General features: G+C 64.8%; 22 protein-coding genes. 11 read left to right on the top strand and 11 right to left on the bottom strand.

The features are described 5' to 3' along the window. Positions 1 to 37 precede the first annotated feature (37 nt). Positions 38 to 799 (bottom strand): peptidoglycan DD-metalloendopeptidase family protein, encoded by a 762-nt coding sequence (locus FQ746_RS29620; RefSeq protein ID WP_144113340.1) that lies wholly within the window; start codon positions 797 to 799, stop codon positions 38 to 40. A 73-nt stretch (positions 800 to 872) separates the two neighbouring features. Then, positions 873 to 1184: a cupin domain-containing protein gene (locus FQ746_RS29615; protein WP_144113339.1), complete on the bottom strand. Its 312-nt coding sequence runs from the start codon at positions 1182 to 1184 to the stop codon at positions 873 to 875. Positions 1185 to 1416: 232 nt separating this feature from the next. Here FQ746_RS29615 and FQ746_RS29610 point away from each other — a divergent pair, with 232 nt between their 5' ends. Both FQ746_RS29610 and FQ746_RS29605 read left to right on the top strand, forming a co-directional pair. Beyond that, positions 1417 to 1737 (top strand): hypothetical protein, encoded by a 321-nt coding sequence (locus tag FQ746_RS29610; RefSeq protein ID WP_144113338.1) that lies wholly within the window; start codon positions 1417 to 1419, stop codon positions 1735 to 1737. A 293-nt stretch (positions 1738 to 2030) separates the two neighbouring features. Next, entirely contained in the window at positions 2031 to 2810 is a 780-nt protein-coding gene (locus tag FQ746_RS29605) for a DUF2968 domain-containing protein (RefSeq protein WP_144113337.1), read from the top strand. Between the two features lie 122 nt (positions 2811 to 2932). Here FQ746_RS29605 and FQ746_RS29600 read toward each other — a convergent pair whose 3' ends face one another. The 5 genes from FQ746_RS29600 to FQ746_RS29580 form a co-directional block, all read right to left on the bottom strand. Beyond that, positions 2933 to 3250 carry a DUF4148 domain-containing protein gene (locus FQ746_RS29600; RefSeq protein ID WP_144113336.1) on the bottom strand — a complete coding sequence of 106 codons (318 nt, stop codon included), beginning with the start codon at positions 3248 to 3250 and terminating at the stop codon, positions 2933 to 2935. Positions 3251 to 3526: 276 nt separating this feature from the next. Then, a complete protein-coding gene (gene gndA, locus FQ746_RS29595) occupies positions 3527 to 4936 on the bottom strand; it encodes an NADP-dependent phosphogluconate dehydrogenase (RefSeq protein ID WP_144113335.1) in 1410 nt (469 codons plus the stop codon). Positions 4937 to 5094: 158 nt separating this feature from the next. Further along, a complete protein-coding gene (locus tag FQ746_RS29590; RefSeq protein ID WP_144113334.1) occupies positions 5095 to 5727 on the bottom strand; it encodes a DUF938 domain-containing protein in 633 nt (210 codons plus the stop codon). After that, complete coding sequence (locus FQ746_RS29585) at positions 5720 to 6604, bottom strand: NAD-dependent protein deacetylase (protein ID WP_144113333.1); 885 nt, start codon at positions 6602 to 6604, stop codon at positions 5720 to 5722. Before FQ746_RS29585 ends, FQ746_RS29590 begins: the two co-directional genes overlap by 8 nt. A gap of 87 nt (positions 6605 to 6691) precedes the next feature. Beyond that, complete coding sequence (locus FQ746_RS29580; protein ID WP_144113332.1) at positions 6692 to 7462, bottom strand: SDR family oxidoreductase; 771 nt, start codon at positions 7460 to 7462, stop codon at positions 6692 to 6694. Positions 7463 to 7748: 286 nt separating this feature from the next. On the opposite strand from FQ746_RS29580, the gene FQ746_RS29575 reads away from it, so the two are divergent. Then, positions 7749 to 8624 carry a polysaccharide deacetylase family protein gene (locus tag FQ746_RS29575; RefSeq protein ID WP_144113331.1) on the top strand — a complete coding sequence of 292 codons (876 nt, stop codon included), beginning with the start codon at positions 7749 to 7751 and terminating at the stop codon, positions 8622 to 8624. A gap of 25 nt (positions 8625 to 8649) precedes the next feature. Here FQ746_RS29575 and FQ746_RS29570 read toward each other — a convergent pair whose 3' ends face one another. Continuing rightward, positions 8650 to 10065 (bottom strand): DUF2252 domain-containing protein, encoded by a 1416-nt coding sequence (locus FQ746_RS29570; protein ID WP_144113330.1) that lies wholly within the window; start codon positions 10063 to 10065, stop codon positions 8650 to 8652. 71 nt (positions 10066 to 10136) lie between these two features. Beyond that, entirely contained in the window at positions 10137 to 11180 is a 1044-nt protein-coding gene (locus FQ746_RS29565; RefSeq protein ID WP_260854210.1) for a porin family protein, read from the bottom strand. Between the two features lie 397 nt (positions 11181 to 11577). Here FQ746_RS29565 and motA point away from each other — a divergent pair, with 397 nt between their 5' ends. The 4 genes from motA (at position 11578) to FQ746_RS29545 (ending at position 14710) form a co-directional block, all read left to right on the top strand. Beyond that, entirely contained in the window at positions 11578 to 12447 is an 870-nt protein-coding gene (gene motA, locus FQ746_RS29560; RefSeq protein ID WP_144113329.1) for a flagellar motor stator protein MotA, read from the top strand. A gap of 15 nt (positions 12448 to 12462) precedes the next feature. Further along, the gene (motB, locus tag FQ746_RS29555; RefSeq protein WP_144113328.1) at positions 12463 to 13458 is read left to right on the top strand and encodes a flagellar motor protein MotB; all 996 of its coding nucleotides are present in this window, start codon (positions 12463 to 12465) and stop codon (positions 13456 to 13458) included. Positions 13459 to 13589: 131 nt separating this feature from the next. Beyond that, positions 13590 to 14273 (top strand): Pr6Pr family membrane protein, encoded by a 684-nt coding sequence (locus tag FQ746_RS29550; protein WP_144113327.1) that lies wholly within the window; start codon positions 13590 to 13592, stop codon positions 14271 to 14273. A gap of 161 nt (positions 14274 to 14434) precedes the next feature. Further along, a complete protein-coding gene (locus FQ746_RS29545; protein ID WP_144113326.1) occupies positions 14435 to 14710 on the top strand; it encodes a CsbD family protein in 276 nt (91 codons plus the stop codon). A 101-nt stretch (positions 14711 to 14811) separates the two neighbouring features. Here FQ746_RS29545 and FQ746_RS29540 read toward each other — a convergent pair whose 3' ends face one another. Further along, a complete protein-coding gene (locus tag FQ746_RS29540; RefSeq protein ID WP_144113325.1) occupies positions 14812 to 15621 on the bottom strand; it encodes an exodeoxyribonuclease III in 810 nt (269 codons plus the stop codon). Between the two features lie 9 nt (positions 15622 to 15630). After that, positions 15631 to 15849: a hypothetical protein gene (locus FQ746_RS29535; protein ID WP_144113324.1), complete on the bottom strand. Its 219-nt coding sequence runs from the start codon at positions 15847 to 15849 to the stop codon at positions 15631 to 15633. Between the two features lie 274 nt (positions 15850 to 16123). Here FQ746_RS29535 and FQ746_RS29530 point away from each other — a divergent pair, with 274 nt between their 5' ends. The 4 genes from FQ746_RS29530 (at position 16124) to FQ746_RS29515 (ending at position 20857) form a co-directional block, all read left to right on the top strand. Continuing rightward, positions 16124 to 16870 carry a 2Fe-2S iron-sulfur cluster-binding protein gene (locus FQ746_RS29530; protein ID WP_144113323.1) on the top strand — a complete coding sequence of 249 codons (747 nt, stop codon included), beginning with the start codon at positions 16124 to 16126 and terminating at the stop codon, positions 16868 to 16870. Positions 16871 to 16884: 14 nt separating this feature from the next. Further along, complete coding sequence (locus FQ746_RS29525) at positions 16885 to 17895, top strand: FAD binding domain-containing protein (protein WP_144113322.1); 1011 nt, start codon at positions 16885 to 16887, stop codon at positions 17893 to 17895. After that, positions 17892 to 20114, top strand: coding sequence for a xanthine dehydrogenase family protein molybdopterin-binding subunit (locus tag FQ746_RS29520; RefSeq protein WP_144113321.1), 2223 nt, complete (start codon positions 17892 to 17894; stop codon positions 20112 to 20114). The genes FQ746_RS29525 and FQ746_RS29520 overlap by 4 nt, the downstream gene beginning before the upstream one ends. A gap of 155 nt (positions 20115 to 20269) precedes the next feature. Beyond that, positions 20270 to 20857: an NTP transferase domain-containing protein gene (locus tag FQ746_RS29515; RefSeq protein WP_144113320.1), complete on the top strand. Its 588-nt coding sequence runs from the start codon at positions 20270 to 20272 to the stop codon at positions 20855 to 20857. Positions 20858 to 20929: the final 72 nt, after the last annotated feature.

The raw sequence follows: 20929 nt of genomic DNA, 5'->3' as shown, positions 1-20929 counted from the left end.
CGACGCGAGCGATCCCGGCGGCGTGAGCGGCGCCGTGCTACTTCGGCAGCCACCCGAGCGGATCCACCGGCTGACCGTTCTGGCGCACTTCGAACTGGATCGAGCCGACCCCGCGATTGTCCACGCCGACTTCCGCGATGGGCTGCCCTTGCGTGACCGCGTCGCCTTCCTTGACCAGCAGCGTGCTGTTCTGCCCGTAAGCGGTAATCAGCGAGTCGTCGTGTTTGACGATGATGAGCGGACCGTACTCCTCGATGCCCGTTCCCGCATAGACGACACGGCCGGTAGCCGCCGCGCGCACCGGATCGCCGGGATGGCCGCCGATCACGATACCCTTCGTCCTGCCGGCGACGAAGGCCTTCAGGATCGGGCCGCGCAACGGCCATTGCAGGACGCCCTGCTGCGGCGCGGCCGCGGGAGCGGCAGGCGCGGCGACGGCTGGCGGTGTCTGACTCGTCACGCTGACCGGCGGCGCGACGACACTGCCGGACGCCATCGGCGGCGACACTCTCAAGACCTGGCCGGGATTGACCGGCGAGTTGGCCGCGAGGCCGTTCCACGAAGCAATGTCCTGCGGGCTGCGACCGTAGGCGGAAGCGACGCCCGCCATCGTATCGCCCGGGTTCACCCGGTAAAAACCGGCCGGTACCGGCACCGTGCTGAGCGTGGTCGGGCGGGACGGCGCCGCGTTGTAGAACGGCGTGTTGTCCCACGGCATGCTGGTACAGCCGCTGAACAGCAAGCCCACTGCAACTGCCATGAGCAACCGGCTGCCCGTTGTTTGCCGTTTTCTTGTCATGTGATTTTCCTCGACTAGGGGTTCAATCGGTTTCAATGCGCCCAAGCATTTGCCGTGCCGTCGGGTGCGTCGCCTAAACACTGCCTTCTGATTCGACCACCAGAATGCGTGCCGCGCCCTGCGGATGCGCAACGTGCTCGGTGCCGACCGACGCGTAGAACACATCGCCGGTCTCGAGCACCGCCGAGCGTTCGACACCGTCCTCGCGATAGCGCATCTCCACCCGGCCGTCGAGGACGGCGAACACTTCCTCGCCGTCGTTGACATGCCACTTGTAAGGCTGATCGGTCCAATGCAGACGCGTGGTGATGCCGCCCATGTTGGCGATATCCAGCGCGCCCCAGGCGCGCGTCGCGGTGAAGTCCTTGCTGCGGATGATCTTCATGATTTGACTACCGGTTCTTTAGAGACTCGATCGAGGCTCGACGTGAGCCTCGGGACGCGCGTGCCGACTGGCCCCATTATAGGTGCCCGGGCAACGCGCTCCTCCGACACCCGTCTTTCCCCTGCGGCCACGCGCCCTATTGGTGTGAACATTGAATCCTCCGGACCCTCGCCTATACTCAGTCAACCCGCCGTAGCCGGCAGCCAACCGTCTGAATCCCTGGGAGTTGAGGATGAACAAAGCCACCTTTCTGGCCGTGCAACTCAACGTCGACGACGTCGCGGCGTCGCCCGGGCTGGTCGAACTGCTCAACACGCATCTGATCTTCGCCGCGGACGTGGCCGAGGCCGCCGACGCGCTGATCCAGCTGGCCAGCATCGCGGGATTGTCGGGCGGCGTCGAAGCCCGCGTCGAGATTCCCGCCCTCGCCGTCGAGCGGCTGCGCGAGGCGCTCGACAACCTCAGCGATTACGACGAATCCTGGCTACTCGCGCTCGAACCCAGTCACGCGTTGTTCGATGAAATCGGCCGTCGGCAACGCACCTTGCACTAAAGCCGCCTGAGCGGCGCGTTTTCGCCCTCATCCGCTGTCATCCGCACGCCATCCGCGGCGTTGGCGCGGATATCCGCAGGGTGACTCGCGCGCTCTCCCGTCTTGCTGCGCCCCCCGGGCGCCGGTTGCCTGACAGGCGCGAGCCGCCGATGCGGCTTGCGTGGCTCATGCGACGCGCCTGTTGTTCGCTCACCGCTCGCCTCGCCGGATGGCCCGGTCTACCCGAATGCCGGACCGCCCGACTGCCGGTGTATCCGATGAATGGATGGCGAGCCAACCGGAGTAAAACCGCCGTGAAAAGTCTCCTGAACCGCCGCAGTGTTCTGAGCGGCCCATCGCATCTGGTGCCGGTGGCGCCCGATTCCGCCGCCACGGCGACCTTGCCCCTTACCGGGAAGACCGCGCCGCACGCGCCGCCTGTCGCAACGTCGGCCGCCGACGCCGATCCCCTCGCTTCCGCCGAATCCCACGCTGCCGGCAACCCGCAGCCGGCCCGTCCGGTGACGGCCTTGCGGCCGGTGCCGGTCATGCCGTCGTCCGCGATTGCGCGCGGGGTGCACATCGCTCACGCGGCCGAAGTCGAATGGCTTGCCGATGAAGAAGCGCTCACGCCGTTCCGCGTGTTCCGCAGTTTCGCCTACTCGGTGAGTCTGCTGTTTCATGCGAAGGAGCTGGCTTACTACGTCGCGCTGTATCAGGACGGCTCGCTCTGGCGCGCGCTGAAAACGGCCGACCTCGAAGCCGCGGAGTCCGCCTTCCGCCATTTCGAAGATCAGGCGACGCGGCTTTCGGACGGCGAAACACGCCGCGCCCAGCTCGAAGCGCAAAACGAGCAGCTGGCCCGCCTGATCGCGCGCTCCGAAGAGCAGGCCGAGCGGATGCGCCGCGACCTGCATCGTCATGGCAGCCAGGAACAGGCGGTCGCTGGACGCCAGCATCAGATCCGCAAGGAAGTGTCGCAGCTGGAAGCGCAGCGGGTCGCCGGGCAGGCGCATCTGAACAAGGTGCAGCGACAGTTGCATCAACTCAACCTGACCAGCAGCGAGGGCATCCCGCATCTGCCGGCGCGGTGAGCGGTAGCAGCGAGCGCCGGGCGCCAGACGACAAAACGCCGTCCGGTTTTCACCGGACGGCGTTTTTTTATTGCTTGCCGCCTGAAGCCAGGCGGCGTTGGCGTCGGCTGCGACGCCCCGGCTTAGTTGCCGAAGTAGACCGAATTGCGATTCGTGCTGCTCAGCGGGCGACCGGCTTGCGACGTACCGGCCGTCGGTGCGCCATAGCCGCTGTTCACTGCCTGCGCCGTACCGTTTTGCGCGTCGACACGCGCTTGAGCGGCCTGGATGTTCGACGGGTAATCGAAGTGATCACCGTTCGGGTTGTAGCCGGCCTTTTCGAGTTGCACCAGTTGACCGCGGACATCGGCGCGGGTCAAAGGCTGGTTCGCTTGAGCAAACGAAGCGACGGGAGCGACCAGAGCGGCGGCCAGAGCAACAGCGGAAATGAGCTTGTTCATGATGTAAACCTCCATAACTGTTTTTAATTCGCTGCCGGACTTTTCGTTCCGCAGCGGTTAAGTAAGAGTTTAGGAGGGCGCCGAACTAGGGGAAACCCCTAATTTGACGATACTCTATTTCAGTTCTCGCAATAGTAGCCGCTCTTGAGGCTCGCCAAAAATGCTTAACAATAGCTTTCAGCAACAATGACTGAGGGATTCTTCAGCAGCTTTTTAATCGCCTGCCGAGGCGGCGCGCCCTGATCGAACGGGCGCGCCGCTTAGTCTTTCAAACGCTCAATCCCATTTCGCGTGGAAGCTGCCCGACTTATCGACACGCTCGAATGTATGTGCGCCGAAGAAGTCGCGCTGAGCCTGAACCAGGTTGGCCGGCAGGCGTTCGGAGCGGTACGCGTCGAAGTAAGCCACCGCCGACGCAAAAGCCGGCACCGGCACGCCCGCGTTGATCGCCGCAATCACGACCTCGCGCAGCGCGGCCTGGTAGTTCTTCGCGATATCGCGGAAGTACGGGTCGAGCAGCAGATTGGCGATGGCCTTGTCGGTCGTGTACGCGTCGGTGATCTTCTGCAGGAAGCGGGCGCGGATAATACAGCCGGCGCGGAAAATCTTCGCGATCGTGCCGAAATCCAGATCCCACTTGTACTCTTCCGACGCCGCCCGCAGTTGCGCGAACCCTTGCGCGTACGAAATCACCTTGCTGAAGTACAGCGCGCGGCGCACCGACTCGACGAACGCCTCGCGCTCCACGCCGAGCGGCTTCGCGGCCGGCCCTTCCAGCACCTTGCTCGCAGCCACGCGCTGGTCTTTCAGCGACGACAGCACGCGGGCGAACACAGCTTCGGTGATGAGCGGCAGCGGCGCGCCGAGATCGAGCGCATTCTGGCTCGTCCATTTGCCAGTGCCCTTCTGTGCGGCGCGATCGAGAATCACGTCCACCAGATCCTTGCCGGTCTCGTAGTCTTTCTTGCTGAAAATCTTCGAGGTGATTTCGATCAGATAGCTGTCCAGCTCGCCCTGATTCCACTCGGTGTAGACCTTGCCCAACTCTTCGTTCGACAGACCCACGACCTGCTTGAGCACCGCGTAGCTTTCGGCGATCAGTTGCATGTCGCCGTATTCGATGCCGTTGTGCACCATCTTCACGAAGTGACCCGCGCCGTCCGGGCCCATGTAGGCCACGCAGGGCTCGCCGTCCGGCGCCTTGGCGGCGATTTCGGTGAGGATCGGCGCGACCAGGTCGTACGCGTCGCGCTGGCCGCCCGGCATGATCGACGGGCCTTTGAGCGCACCTTCTTCGCCGCCCGACACACCCGTGCCGATGAAATGCAGACCGGCCTTCGCCAGCTCCTGATTGCGGCGGATGGTGTCGGTGAAATGCGTATTGCCGCCGTCGATCAGAATGTCGCCCTTGTCGAGCAGCGGCTTGAGCGACTCGATGGTCGCGTCGGTCGGCTCACCGGCTTTGACCATCAGCAGAATGCGGCGCGGTTTTTCGAGCGACTCGACGAATTCTTCCAGCGAGAACGCCGGCACCAGCTTCTTGTCCGGATATTCGGCGATGAGTTCGTCGGTTTTCTCGCGGCTGCGGTTATACACCGACACCGCGTGGCCGCGGCTCTCGATGTTGAGCGCCAGATTGCGGCCCATCACCGCCAGCCCCACTACGCCGATTGCCTGTTTGCCCATGTGAATTCTCCAGAGTCCAAAAATGTCGTGACGCCGCGTCGGGGAACCAGACCGCCGAACCCGAACCGTGCGGCGTCGAGGGTGAAAGCATAAAAGAAATGCCGGTGAACCGCTCGTATGCCGGCAACAGCCGGTCGCGGCTCACCGGTTCGATTGCGTCAGACCGCCTGTGCGCCGGGCCGTTTCGTGAAGATCAGGCTGAAATTGTTGGCCGGCATCGGGATGGGCGGAGCGGCCACGAGGCCGCAGGAGGCGCCGAGCGCCACCACCGTTTCCATGTCCCGCACGCCCCATGCCGGGTCGCGGCTCCGGAGTTGCCGGTCGAAGGCTTCGTTGCTGGGCGAGGTTTGCTCGCCACCACGCCGATACGGGCCGTAGAGGTACAGCACGCCGCCAGCCACCAGCCGCTCGCTCGCGCCCGCGAACAGCGCTTCGGTCGCGCTCCACGGCGAGATGTGAATCATGTTGATGCAGACCACTGCGTCGAGCGTCGCCACGCCCCAATCCGGCCGATGCACGTCGAGCGCAAGCGGCGCACGCACGTTGCCGAGCTGCTCGTGAGCGATCCACGCGGCGATCGACGCACGCGCGTCACCGTCGAGATCGCTCGGTTGCCAGTCGAGGCCCGGCATCGCACGGGCAAAGTGGACAGCATGCTGGCCCGTGCCGCTCGCGATTTCCAGCACGCGGCCCGTGGCCGGCAGCACGTCGCGCAGCACGGAGAGAATGGGCTCGCGATTGCGTTCGGCGGAAGGCGAGCGCTGCCGCAACGCCGGATGCGGATCAGTCATGCGCGGCCTCCCGCGCGAGTCGCGCCACCAGGGCGGTCAGCGTGTCCGCGCAGGACGCCGCGAGCTTCATCGACAGCAGCGGATCGGCGCGCGTGCGACCGAGGTTGATCGCGGCGATCGGCTTGTTCTGCTTTTGCGCCCACACGCAGAAGCGATACCCGGAATACACCATCAGCGACGAGCCGACCACCAGCACGGCGTCCGCCGCGTCGAGGGCGTGCGAAGCCGCTTCGACCCGTTCGCGCGGCACGTTCTCCCCGAAGAACACGACCGCCGGCTTGAGCAGGCCGCCGCAATTCGAACAGGCGGGAATCCGGAAATTCTCAAGATCGTGCCATTCGAGATGCGCGTCGCCGTCCGCGGCGGTTTCGGCGGTGACGTTCAGCAAGGCGGGGTTGTCCGCTTCGAGCGTGTGCTGGATCGAGGCGCGCGAGTGCTGCATGCCGCAGTCCAGACAGGTCACACCGTCGATGCCGCCGTGCAGTTCGATCACCTCGCGGCTACCCGCGCGCTGATGCAAACCGTCGACGTTCTGCGTGACCAGAACCGGCACGTGTCCTGCGGCTTCGAGACGGGCCAGTGCGGTGTGCGCCGGGTTGGGCTGCGCCTGCCCGACCATCGGCCAGCCGATCATGCTGCGCGCCCAGTAGCGCTGCCGCATCGCGACCGTGCCGAGAAACTCCTGCAACGTGATGGGTGGCGAGCGCTTCCATGCGCCCTGATCGTCGCGATAGCCGGGAATGCCGGAATCGGTGCTGATGCCCGCGCCGGTCAGCACGAACAGACGCGGGTGACGATGCACGAAACGCGTCAGTTCGTCGAGCGTGGCGGCGGGGGGATCGACAGGGGCGACGGGCGTGGACTGGGGATCGGTCATGAAGGGTGGGACGAAAGACGAGCGCCCAGTATAAGTTGATCTGCCGTCCCCCGCCGCCGGGCAAGTTGGCTGTTGCGACAGCGTGGACTAGCCGCGACCGACGAACGGCATCTTGCTCGCCATGATGGTCATGAACTGCACGTTGGTTGCAAGCGGCAACTCGGCCATGTGCAACACCGCATCGGCGACGTGCTGCACGTCCATCAACGGCTCGACGGCGATTTCGCCATTGGCCTGCGGCACGCCGCGCGCCATCCGCTCGGCCATCTCGGTGCTGGCGTTGCCGATGTCGATCTGCCCGCACACGATGTCGTACTTGCGACCGTCGAGCGAGACAGCTTTGGTGATGCCGGTAATCGCATGCTTGGTGGCCGTATAGGCGATGCTGTTCGGCCGGGGCGCATGGGCCGAAATCGACCCGTTGTTGATGATGCGGCCGCCGCGCGGGTTCTGCGTTTTCATCAGACCGAAGGCGGCACGCGTGCAGAGAAACACGCCGGTGAGATTGGTATCGACCACCGAGCGCCATTCGTCGATGTCGATCTCGTCGATATCCACCGGCGAGCCGCCGCGACCCGCATTGTTGAACAGCACGTCGAGCCGGCCGCGCCGCGTGCGGATCACGTCGAACAGGGCCGCGACGCTGTCGGCGTCGGTCACGTCGCAGGCTACCGCGAGCGCGTCGCCGCCCAGTTGCTGCGCTTCTTCGACCACGGCGTCGAGCGCTGCCTGGCGACGCCCCGCGAGCACGACGCTATACCCGTGTTGCAACAGCTTGAGCGCACTGGCGCGGCCGATACCGCTGCCCGCGCCGGTGACCAGAGCGACTTTCTTGATTCCCGTTACCGTTTCCGTCACAACCCTCTCCTTGATAGGCGAACTCGCGGCGCGCAAGGCGGCCGGAGCGCGGATTCTCGCATGCATCGCCGGATTTTATGGCCTCCGGACCTTCAAGGCGCGGGGGCTGCACCGCCAATCGGTGTTTACTTTCAGCGTGCTTTCAACTATCCCGGCGCGTTGCCGGCGCCTGCGCACCGCGGGGCATCGATGGTATCGTTCGCCGTTGCGTGCGATGCACGCAACTCGAGACCTTCCCGGCAAACCGGCTGCGTGAGCGCGGGAAGGCAGACTGGACTCACGCTCGATGAACGACCTTTCCAAGCCAACGCCGCCGACCACGCCCGCGCGCGGCACCTTCCGCACTCCGTCACACCGCTGGCCCCTCGCCCGCTATCCCGCGATGCTCACCGTCACTGCCGCATGGCATGTCGGCGTGCTCGCCGGCTGGCTGCTCGCGCCATCGGCATGGCCCGAATGGCTCGTCGCGCTCTTCGCGAATCACGCGGTCTTCACGGTGGCCGGCTTGCTGCCGCGCACGACGCTGCTCGGGCCAAACTGGACGCGTCTTCCCGACACGCCCCGCAATGCCGATGCGATCGCACTGACTATCGACGACGGCCCCGATCCGGCCGTCACCCCGCAGGTGCTCGACCTGCTCGACACATTCGATGTGCGCGCAACCTTCTTCTGTATCGGCGAGAAGGCGCAGCGTTATCCCGACCTTGCGCGCGATATCGTCGCCCGCGGCCATGCGCTGGAAAACCATTCGCAGGTCCACGTCCACACGTTTTCGGTGAGTTTGCCCGGTAGGCTGACGCGCGAGATCGACGCCGCGCAGCATACAGTCGAACGCTTGAGCGGCACACGGCCGATGTTCTTTCGCGCGCCGGCCGGCCTGCGCAACCTGTTTCTCGAACCGGTATTGCGCAAGCTGGATCTGCGGCTCGCGGCGTGGACCCGGCGCGGCTACGACACGCGCGAGCGCGATCCAGGAGTGGTCGCGCGGCGCCTGCTCGACGGTCTGGCGGCGCGCGACATTCTGCTGCTGCACGACGGCAACGCCGCACTCACCGACGACGGCCGGCCGGTCATTCTGGCCGTGCTGCCCCGAGTGATCGACGCGGCGCGCGAACGGCATCTGCGCTTCGTCACGTTGCGCGACGCGCGCAGCGACGGCTAGCCGCGCGCCACCCGGTCGTCTCGCCTCACAGACTGCTGAAGTCCGCGGCCATATCGGCGTCGGTGCGCGCTTCCAGTTCGCCGCTGCGGCAGGCTTTGAGGAATACGTCGTAATCGCGCTCCACCTGGTCCGCGTAGCGCTTCGCGTAGCCGGTGAGCGCTTCGGCAAACAGCTCGCCCCGGCCGATATACGCGCTGACCTCGATCGCCCGGCCGCTCGCCTTCGCATGCGCGCGCGCCATGATCCAGCCGCACAAACGCGCGTACCCGTCCAGCAGATCGCTATCGAACAACTCGATGTTCGCGGCCAGTTTCATATCGCGCAGCTGACGGAAGTAGAAGTGGCGCTTGAACGGTCCGCTGGCCCAGCCGAGAAAAATATCGCTCGCGGCCTGCAACAGACGCTGCCCGCGCACGACCCGTTCGCCTTCGTGCGCGAGCACTGGTGCCTCGTAGAACTGCGCGATCACCGAGCGGCGCGCCTCCTTGATCTGCAGGAACAGGGGCTTGCCCATGTGATCGACGCTCAGCATCACGAGGCAACGCGTGCCGACGCTGCCCACCCCCACCACCTTGAAAACCAGATCCTGCGCGGTGAAATGCCCGAGCAGCGCCTGGCGGTCGGGCGACATCGTGCCGAGATACTCGCCCCACATGCGCTCGAACATGCTGCGCCAGTTGCCGCTGCGAAACGCCTCGGTTTCCTCGGGCGTGAACAGCGTGTTCGGACCGAGAATGTGGAACAGCGCCGGCGGCACATCGCGAATCCGCCAGCGCTCGCCGTCGTGCTCCGCCATTTTTTCCAGCAGGCTTTCGTGCGTCCGGCTCGCGGCTTTTTCCATGCCGCGCCGCACGGTGCGCCGGCGCTCGGGCGTCAACGCGGTTTCCGCCATGCGGTCGAAGGTGATGCGGTCGTACCAGAGTTCGAGCGCACCGCATTGCGCGTACTGGGCCATCCGGTCGCGGTATTCGTTGACCGCGGTCATCACGAGACTGTCGGCCGTGCCGCTGCTCAGCCGCAGATGACGCGCCGCCACCACGAGACTCGCGCTCAGCCGTTTCAGATCCCATTCGAACGGGCCGATGGCCGCTTCGTCGAAGTCGTTGAGATCGAAGACCAGTTGACGCTCGGGCGTGGCGAAGCCGCCGAAGTTCATCAGATGCCCGTCGCCGCAGATCGGCATGGTGAGACCGCTGTCCTGAACCTGGCTGAGATCGTGTGCCTGCAGGATGGCCGTGCCGCGAAAAAACGAAAATGGCGACGCGGCCATGCGGCCGTAGCGCAGCGGCACGAGGTTCTGCACGCGGTCTTCGCTGCTTTGCCGCAGCAACGCGATGGGGTCGCGCTGCAGTTCGCCTACGGTTTGATGGCTCGAACGCTTCGAGTGCTCACGGGCGGCGCGACCGCGCGCCTCGCGCTCGGCGACGGTGCTGGTTTTCATAGGCTTCTCCGGCTGGCTGGTTGAGCTCGACAGGCTATTTTGCAGACCACTTGTGATTGCACGATGAAAACTCAGAACCGATAACCGAGCCCGGCGAAGATCACGTCGGAATCGCGGTCGTAGCGCGTCACCACGCGGTTCCATTCCACCCGCGCATCCCAATGTTCGCCCAGCCGGTACGAGGCCGCCATCGTCACCAACCCGGAGAGCTTGCGCATTCCCGAACTGTTGTCGTCGCCGTTCTCGTTCTCCCGGAGCGCGTAATAAGCGCCCACACCTAGCCCGAGCGTGAACCGGTCGTCGAAGAAGGCGCGAGTCGCCCACAACTGGCTAGTCAAGCCGTCGCGCCGCGCGACCGCGTGATTGCCTTCGTGGAGATAGCCCAGCGTCACGTCGAGGTATTTCATGAGGCCGCGCCGGTACTCGAGCGCGCCGCTGAGCGCGGACGGCGAGCCAGTCGAATTGACGATGGTGTCGCCCAGGTACACCGCGACTTCGTTGTTCGTGACTTTCTGGGTGCTGCTGCTCGCCCAGTCGCGCGGACCGGGCGTGCCGGGTGCATCGAGCTGGTAGCCGATGCCGACCATCACGCTGGACGCGTCGGGCCCGCGCTGCACGTGCACCCGGTTGAGTTGCAACTGCGCGACCCAGCGGCTCGATGCGTAATAAGCTGCCCGCACGCTGTACACCACGCCCCAGCCGTGGATGTTCGAGTACTCGCCTGCCGGCGCGTCTCGGGGAGTGGTGGTATCGAAGTAACGGTACGGGCCGACGCCCGCCTGCACCACGAACTGCGGACTGCCGACCGGGAGGCGCCCCCACAGTTGCAGCAACTGCCCGTCGCGATGATGGTTGGGCACGTGCCCTTCGTTGAGCCAGCTGAAGCTCGCGGCGAAGTACGGGCCGAGCCCTTCCTGATAGTTGAGCGCCCACGTGTAGGTGTGGGTGCTGCGCATCTGCGATGCGCCGCCGAAGAGCGAGAACTCCTGCGCCTGAACGCCGCTGGAGACGAAGACCAGACTGATGCCGGCGACCCATGTCGTCGCCCGAAGCGTCAGCCCGCGATGAGCCGGAGGAAGCAGAGCCGGAAGCAGCAGAGGAAGCGGAACCCGCATGTGGTGGCCTCTTTTTTATGCATAACGCACCTGGCCATTTCACGCGATGCAGTGAGAGTCGCTGCGATGCGAAGCGTGAGAAATTACCCCTCGGGCCTCGTTACCCGAGCGCGCTACGAATAGCTCTGAATCCTAGCAGAGCAGCCTGCGAATGATAGTGATTACTGTTTTACCCGCGACCCAAGGCCGCCGCGGCAAGCAGACAGAATTACCGGCAAGGTAGCGTCGCAGGCTAACCAGCCGGTGAGTTTTTCACGTATTTCTCCGTCACCGCACTTCAGCCAAAGCGTTTCGCGCCGTTTACCAGTTCATACAGGAATTTTTTGTGACGCATGGAAAGACCCTGAAACCGGACTCGCCGCGCGAGCCGTGCGTCGCCCGAAATAACGGAGAAAGTATGTTTGTCGTCATCGGCTGGATCGTGGTCATTGCTTCCGTCATCGGGAGTTTCGTGGGCGTGGGCGGGCATCTGCCGGCGCTGATTCAGCCTTTCGAGTTGCTCTGCATTTTCGGTGCGGCAATCGGCGCGTTCGTCGTGAGCAACCCGACCTCGACGCTCAAAAAAACTCTGAAGGCGATTCCGTCGTGCTTCAAGGGCGGCGGCTATTCGAAACAGAAATATCTCGAACTGATCGCGCTGCTCTACGAACTGCTTCAGAAGGCGCGCAAGGAAGGCATGATGTCGCTCGAAGCCGACGTCGCCGCGCCGGAAGAAAGCGTGCTGTTCCAGAAGTATTCGCATGTGCTGAAAGACCATCATCTGCTCGATTTCATCGTCGACTATCTGCGCATGATGTCGGGCGGCAACGTGAACGTGCTCGAAGTGCAGGACCTGATGGACGAAGAACTGGCTACACATCACGCGGAATCGGCGGTCGCGGCCAACGCGATCCAGAAGATGGCCGACGGTCTGCCCGCATTCGGCATCGTCGCCGCGGTGATGGGCGTGGTGCATACGATGGGCTCGGTCGGCGCGCCGCCTGCGGTGCTCGGCGAGATGATCGCCGGTGCGCTGGTCGGCACCTTCCTCGGGATTTTGCTGGCCTACGGTTTCATCGGACCGGTGGCGGATCTGCTCAACGCGAAGGGCCGCGCCGAAGCCAAACCTTATCAATGCGTAAAGGCCGTATTGCTGGCTTCGCTGTCGGGCTATGCACCGCCCATCGCGGTGGAGTTCGGCCGCAAGGTGCTGTTCACCGCCGACCGTCCGAGCTTCCAGGAACTCGACGACGCGGTGCGCGCCACCAAAATGCCGAAGTCGGCCTGACGCGGGAGCAGCACGATGAGCGAAAACCGATCGCGCGCGTCGCAACAGCAAACCGCGACGCCGGCGCCCGTCATCGTGCGCCGTTCGAAGAAAGGCGACGACCACGGCGGCCATCATGGCGGCGCATGGAAGATCGCCTACGCCGACTTCGTCACCGCGATGATGGCGTTCTTCCTGCTGATGTGGCTGCTCGGCTCCACCTCGAAGTTCGACAAGCAGGGAATCGAAGATTACTTCAACACGCCGCTGTCGAGCATGCTGGGCGGCAACGAAGGCACGGCCGCGGCGCGACCCAGCGTGGTGAACGGCGGCGGCCGCGATATCTCCGACACGCGGCCCGCGGTCGGCCGGCGCAGCCAGACCGAACCGACGCCGCCGTCGGCTTCGGTGCCGAGCGTCGCGCCCTCCGACGCGGCACGCCTCGAACAGTTGAAGGCCAAACTGACCACGCTGATCGAGCAGAGTCCGACGCTGAAGGCGTTCAAGGATCAGATCCGGATTTCCATTACCAACGAAGGGCTGCGCATCGAAATCGTCGATTCGCAGAACCGGCCGATGTTCGCCTCCGGCAGCCCGAAACTGCAGGCTTATGCGGTGACGATTCTCGAGCAGATCGGCGCGTCGCTGAACGACGTCGACAACCGCATCTCGATCGCCGGTCATACGGACGCGGTGGCCTACACAGCCGGCCCGGAAGGCTACTCGAACTGGGAACTGTCGAGCGAACGCGCGAACGCGGCGCGCCGCGCGCTGGTCGCGGGCGGCATGCACGCGGAGAAAGTGTTGCAGGTGCGCGGTCTCGCGGATGTGCTGCCGCTGAACAGCAATGTCGTCGACGAGCCGACCAACCGGCGCATCAGTATTCTCGTGCTGAACAAGGCGGCCGAACTGGCGTTCTTCAAGGATGGCGGACGCACTGCCGTCAACGAAACGGGCGCGGCTAGCGCGGCGATTCCGGCGGTGGTCGAGAAGATGCAGCCGGTGACGAGCGGGTTGCCCGCCAAGCCGTAAGGTCTGTTTCGCCTTGCAGCGTATGTTGCGTATGTTGCGTATGTTGGGTATGTCGCGTATGTCGCGGCGAGGGCGTCCCACACGCTCCACACGCTCTGCACGACACAGAACGTGTGGTTAGAATCGGCGAGATGCGCCCTTCTTCTTCCGAACCTCGCGAGCCGGAACTGCCGCTGCCCTCACCCGGCGTGCCGTCCATCACGCTCGCGGCCATCATCGCGGTCATAGCGTGGGTGTCCATCTTCGCGCAGACCGACGTGACGATCGACCGCACGCTCGCGCGCGGACTCACGGTACTCGATGCGCTAGCGCGCATGACCAGCTACCTCACCAACCTCACCGTACTCGCGTGCGCGTTGTGCTTCAGTTGCGTGGCGTTGCGACGGCAACGAACGCCGCTCACGCGCTTCTTCCGTCAGCCTACGGTGATCACGGCGGTCGTCGGCTATATGGCCTTTGTCGGAATCGCCTATAACCTGCTGCTGCGCGGTTTATGGACGCCCACGGCGTTCCGCCTGCTTCTCAACGAATCCCTGCATAGCGTATTGCCCATGTTGTGCGCGCTGTACTGGGTGCTGTTCGTGCCGCGCTTTCATCTGCGATTGCGGCATTGGCTAGGGTGGCTCGTCTATCCGCTGGCCTATCTCGCGGTCACCTTCTGGCGCGGCAGCCTGTCGGACTTCTATCCCTACCCTTTCATCGATGTCGACACGCTCGGCGTGAAACACGTGGTCGTGAACGCTGCGCTGCTGTTTGGCGGATTCGTGATGCTGATGGCGGTATTCGTCGGAATCAACTCGCGGCGTAGACGCTGACGCCGAGGCTCCGTCATCTGCCTGTCATGCGGGCGCGCTTCTTGCGCCCCGTATCAGTGACCGAAGGTCGTGCCTCGCGAGGGCGGCTTACGCGAACCCTGGTGTGACGTCATTGCAATTGCAACCGGCTCACACGTAAATCTGACATCGGGAGCATACGTATGGACACCAACTCAGCAGAAGGCGCAATCAACGAAGTGGCAGGCAAGGTTCAAGGCGCGGTCGGCGACGTATTGGGCGACACGAGCACCGAACTGGCGGGCAAGGCCCGTGAACTGAGCGGCAAGGCCCAGCAGCTTTATGCCAGCACGACGACGCTGGTGCGCGATACCGCCGTGGAAAGTCCGTTCACCACGATTGCGGTCGTGGCATTGGCCGGTTTCGTGGCGGGTGCGCTGTGGTCGAATGGATCGGCCGATCGCGATTATCGCCGTTGAGAATCCCGGCTTTGCCGTCCTGAACGGTAGCCGTTGAACCGCCTCGTGACCCACATGGGTCGCGAGGCGGTTCGCGTACGCCTGCAGCATGCACGAAAGCCTTAGCGGCTTTTCTTCCGACGCGCGGCGCCCATGTCCAGTTCGATCCATGTCGGCGCGTGATCGCTCGCGTGCGGTTCGGCTCGCACCCATCGGTCGACGCCTGCACCGCGCAGTCGTGGCGCGAGATCGGCGCTCAGCAGCAGATGATCGATCCGCAAGCCCGAATTCGTATCCCAGTGGCGGCGGAAATAATCCCAGAACGTATAGACCCGCTCCTCGCCGAAGTGCGTGCGAATCGCGTCGGTCCATCCTTGGGCGAGCAATTGCCGATACCGTTCGCGACTTTCCGGTTGCAGCAGTGCATTCTTCAGCCATGAGCGCGGATTGTAGATGTCCTCGTCGGTCGGCACGACGTTGAAGTCGCCCGCAATCACAACGGGATGCCCACTGTCGAACAACTTCTGCGCATGCACGAGGAAGTGATCGAACCACTCCAGCTTGTAATCGAACTTCGGCCCCGGTTGCGGATTGCCATTCGGCAGATATAAACACGCCACCAGCACACCGCCGACTGCTGCTTCCAGATAACGGCTCTGCGTGTCCTTCGTGAAACCGGGTAAACCACGACGGCTTTCGAGTGGCGCCTCGCCTTTCGCGAGAACCGCTACGCCGTTCCATGCGCTCTGCCCTTGCCAGATCGCGCCATAGCCGGCTTCGCGCAACGCGTCCTCGGGGAAGGCGCTGTCCACCGCTTTCAATTCCTGCAGGCAGACGATGTCGGGCGCCTCGCGCTCGAGCCATTGCAACAGCGCGGGCTGACGCGAACGGATGCCGTTGATGTTGTAAGTCGCAATGCGCAGTTTAGTCACGGCAGGCTCTCAACTCGTGGCCGCATCGCACCACTCGATCGCCCATGACCGTGCGCATGAAATGGCATCGGCTTCGTTCTGGAATTCGTCGATGTCGCCCGACTCGTGCGAGCCGAACGGCTCGTTCTTCTGCGGTACGCGGGTGATTCGCGCTCTTGCGTAGTACACGCCTTCGTCGGCATGACGGGCGCGGCAATCGATATGAAAATGCCGGTAGTCGAACTGCATCTGCTCTCCTTTCTCAAAGACTCTTTCTTCGATAGATGCCTGACGTCGCTTTGACATCGCTCCTGACGTCGCCTGTCAGCAAGCATCGCGTGTACCTGGACCATTCCCTTTCAAACCGTATTCTTTGCGGTCCACACGATTTTTTCATACCGTTGTAGACGCAACGGCATCGAAATTGCTGCCAGCACTGAACTGCCTCGTTGCAAATCCATCGCAACGATCCCCGCCGCATCGCCAGCCTGCATGGACCTTTCAACGGAGTCAACCAAACGTCATGTCCTCGCATAACGATTGTCAGCATCCGGACGACGACGAAGCCGTCGCCACCCCACATCAACCCGGTCGTCGACGCTTCCTGCAGTCCGCAGCCGCCGTTGCGACCGTCGGCGCCGCGCCGCATCTGCGCGCGCAAACGCAAGGCACACCAGGCGCCGCACCCGCTGCGCCCGTTGCTCGCGAAGCGGTGCCGCCGCGCCCCGTCACGCTGACCGTAAACGGTCGCGCCTACTCGCTGCAACTTGAACCGCGCGTCACGCTGCTCGATGCGCTGCGCGAGTACGCCGGTTTGATGGGCACGAAGAAAGGCTGCGACCGCGGCCAATGCGGCGCCTGCACGGTAATCGCGGATGGCCGGCGGATCAACTCGTGCCTGACGCTCGCGGTGATGCACGAAGGCGCGACCATCACGACCGTCGAAGGACTCGCCAGCAGCGGCGTGTTGAGTCCAATGCAACGCGCGTTCGTCGAACACGATGCGTTCCAGTGCGGCTACTGTACGCCGGGGCAGTTGTGTTCCGCGACTGCCCTGCTGAACGAGTTTCGCAACGGCACGGCAAGCGCCGTGACGGCCAACGTGCGGCAGCGTCCCGCGCAACTGACCGGTGACGAGATCCGCGAAAGGATGAGCGGCAACCTGTGCCGCTGCGGCGCGTACGCGAATATCGTGGCCGCCGTGCAGGCCGTTCACGAGGGCAACACGACGGCGCACGACGCGTCGAACACCACCCAGACCGAAGCCTGACCGGAGCGACCAGCATGGATGCGATCTCTTATGAACGCGCCGGCGACGTCGCCGGTGCAGTGCGCGCCGCGCAGCAACCCGGTGCGGTGTTTATCGGCGGGGGCACCAACCTGCTCGATCTGATGAAAGGCGGCGTCTCGCGGCCGATGCGGTTGATCGACATCACCCATATCGGCGGACTCGATACGGTGGCGACATTGCCCGACGGCGGCTTGCGCATCGGCGCGCTGGTGCGCAACAGCGACGCGGCCAATCACGCGCTAGTGCGCGAGCAATACCCGTTGCTGTCGCAAGCGTTTCTGTCGGGCGCATCGGCGCAGTTACGCAATATGGCGACCGTCGGCGGCAATCTGCTGCAACGCACGCGCTGCGGCTACTTCTACGACACGGCCTTTACCCAGTGCAACAAGCGTCAACCCGGCAGCGGCTGCGCCGCACTCGACGGCCACAACCGCACGCATGCGATTCTCGGCGCGAGCCCGCAATGCATCGCGGTCAACCCGTCCGACATGAGCGTGGCGCTCGCCGCACTCGACGCCGTCGTGCGTGTGAGCGGCCCCGCCGGTGAACGCACGATTCCGTTCGCCGAGTTTCATCGGCTGCCGGGCGACCGGCCCGATGTCGATACGAGCCTGCAAGCCGGCGAACTGATTACCGCCGTCGATCTGCCGCCGCCGCGCTTCGCCGCGAACGCGCACTATCTGAAAGTGCGTGACCGCGCCAGTTACGCTTTTGCGCTCATCTCCGTCGCGGCCGCGTTGCAGATGGACGGCGCGCGCGTGCAAAGCGCGCGCATTGCGCTGGGTGGCGTCGCGCACAAACCGTGGCGCGCGAGCGTGGCCGAACAGATGCTTGCCGGCCAGACGCTCACGCAGGACACGCTGCGTCAGGCCGCGGCAGCGGCTCTGAGCGATGCCCGTCCACAGCACGACAACCGCTTCAAGGTGCAGCTCGCGCAACGCGCGATCGTGCGCGCCGTCAACATGGCCGCGCAATCCGCAGGCCGCAACGGAGGTGTCGCATGAATCTGATCGGTCAACCGCTGGACCGTATCGACGGCCTGCTCAAAGTCACCGGCGAAGCGCGCTACGCCGCCGAATTTCCCGAGGCGCGGCTCGCCCACGCAGTGCTCGTAACCAGCACGATTGCGCGCGGCAGCATCGCGTCGATCGACGCGAGCCGCGCCGAAGCGCTGCCCGGCGTACTGCTGGTCATGACTTACCAGAACGCGCCACGTCTGCCCAACGGCGGCAAGCCGCCGCTCGCGCCGCCGGCCGGACGCCGGCTTTCGCTGCTGCAGGACAACCAGATCCACTACAACAACGAGCCGGTCGCGGTGGTGGTCGCCGACACGCTCGAACACGCGACCGATGCCGCGCGCCAGTTGCGCATCGCGTATCAACCCGGCGCGGCGGTCGTGGATTTCGATCTCGCCAAGCCGAACGCACACGCGCCGGACAAACCGCAGGGACGCCAGACCGACACCCGGCGCGGCAACTACGCAGACGGTCTGCAGCGCGGCACGGTGCGCGTCGACGCCACCTACACCACGCCGATCGAGCATCACAACCCGATGGAGCCGCACGCGACGATGGCGCGTTGGGACGGGCCGCAACTCACGCTATACGACTCGACGCAAGGCGTCAGCAGCGCGGCGCTCGCGGTGTCCAAAACCTTCGGCATCGGTCCGAACGACGTGCGCGTGATCTCGCCATTCGTCGGCGGCGGGTTTGGTTGCAAAGGCTCGTCGTGGTCGCACGTCACCTTGTGCGCGATGGCCGCGAAGCAGACCGGACGGCCCGTGCGTCTCGTGCTCGAACGCCCGCAGATGTTCGGCCCGGTTGGCGCGCGTCCGCATACCGAGCAGCATTTCGTGCTGGCGGCGAAGCCCGACGGCACACTCACCGCGATGCGTCATGACAGCCTCTCCAACACCTCGACCATCGAAGACTGGACCGAGACCTGCTGCATGGTCACGCGCATGTCGTACGCCGTGCCCAATCAGGTAACCACGCATCGCATCGTGCCGCTCAATCTCGGCACGCCGACCTTCATGCGCGCGCCCGGCGAAACCACCGGTTCGTTCGCACTCGAATCCGCAATGGACGAACTCGCGGTCGCGTTGAAGATGGACCCCATTGCATTGCGCCTGAAAAACTACGCCGACATCGAGCCGCAGGAAAACCGGCCATGGTCGAGCAAGGCCTTGCGCGAATGCTACGAAACCGGCGCGCAGAAATTCGGCTGGTCGCGCCGCAGCGCCACACCGCGCATGCTGCGCGACGGCAACACGCTGATCGGTCTGGGCATGGCAACGGCCACGTATCCGGCCAATCGCAGCGAAGCCGCCGCCATCGCGCGGATTCTGCCCGACGGTACCGCGATGGTCGCCTCCGGCACGCAGGACATCGGCACCGGCACCTACACGGTGATGACCCAGGTCGCCGCCGATGCGCTCGGTTTCGCGCCGGAGAATATCCACTTCGCTCTGGGCGATTCGTCGTTGCCGAAAGCGCCCGTGTCGGGCGGCTCGCAATCGGCGGCGAGCGTCTCGCCCGCCGTGCGCGAAGCCGCGACTCAGGCGCGCAATCAGCTGATCGCACTGGCGCTCGCCGACCCGGCTTCGCCCGTACACGGCATTGCGATCGGCGATATCGACGTGGTCGACGGCTGGGTGACGAGCCGCTCGCAGCCGGACAAACGCGACCCCGCCGCCGCAATCATCGCGCGCGCAGGCGGCAAGCCGATCGAAGCGACCTCGACGGTGAAGCCCGGCGACGAGAAGCAGAAGTACGCATTCCACTCGTTCGGCGCGGTGTTCGTCGAAGTGCATGTCGACGCCGATCTCGGCACCATTCGCGTGCCGCGCGTGGTCGGTGTGTACGACGTGGGCCGCGTGCTGAACCAGAAAACCGCCAACAGCCAGTTGATGGGCGGCATCGTGTGGGGCGTGGGCGCGGCACTGCAGGAAGAGTCCACGCTCGACACGCGTTATGGGCGCTTCACGAACGGCAATCTCGCCGAGTATCACGTGCCGGTGAATGCGGACATCCAGACGCTCGACATCAGCTTCGTCGGGCCGCCGGATCCGTATATCAACTCGCTCGGCGTGCGCGGCATCGGCGAAATCGGCATTACCGGCGTGTCGGCGGCGATTGCGAACGCGGTCTACAACGCCACCGGTGTGCGCGTGCGCGATCTGCCGGTGACGCTGGACAAGGTGCTGGGGACCGTCCACATGTGAGGTCTCGCGACGTCCGCCGGCGAGGCGCAGGCATAGGCATCGGCGTCCGGCCATGAGCAAGCCGTTGTGCAGCGCGAGCAGTGCCCACATTGCCGCTTGCCTGACGCGGCATTGCACCGCACAATCGGTCTCATTCTTTTTACCGGTGCCCGCTCATGGCCTACGCCTCGCTCGCCACTGGCGTGTTGCTCGCCGCCGGGCTCGGGTCGCGTTTCGATCCGGACGGCCTGCATAACAAGCTGCTCGCGCGTCTGCCCGACGGCACGCCGGTCGCTCACGAAGCCGCTCACCGACTGCTGCGCGTCGTGACGCGCGTGCTCGCCGTCGTGCGGCCCGGGTCCGACGCGCTTGCGCGGGTGCTCAACGACGCCGGTTGCGATGTGGTCTTCACGGCGAATTCGGAGCGCGGCATGGGCGCGAGTCTCGCGGCCGGCATCGAGGCCAGCGAAGACGCCGAAGGCTGGATCGTCGCGCTCGCCGATATGCCGCGCATCGCCACGCCGACCATCGAAGCGGTGGCGCGTGCACTCGATGGCGGCGCATCGCTGGTCGCGCCGTTTTATCAGGGAGAGCGCGGGCATCCGGTGGGGTTCGGCATCGAACATCGCAACGCGTTGCTTACGCTCGACGGCGATACCGGGGCAAAAGCCTTGTTGATGTCGCAACGCGTGACGCGCCTCGACCTCGACGATCCGGGCATTCTGCGCGACGTCGACACACCGGGCGATTTGCGCAATATCTAGCGCGACCGCGAACCGGCGCTCGCGGTGGCCCGCAACGGCGCGCTACAGCGCCGTCAAAGCCGGCAACAGCCG

Origin of the sequence: Paraburkholderia sp. BCC1886 (genome assembly GCF_900996245.1) — a bacterium.
Lineage (GTDB): Bacteria > Pseudomonadota > Gammaproteobacteria > Burkholderiales > Burkholderiaceae > Paraburkholderia.
The sequence above is the reverse complement of the archived record's forward strand: the minus strand, read 5'-3'. Positions and strand labels throughout refer to the sequence as shown.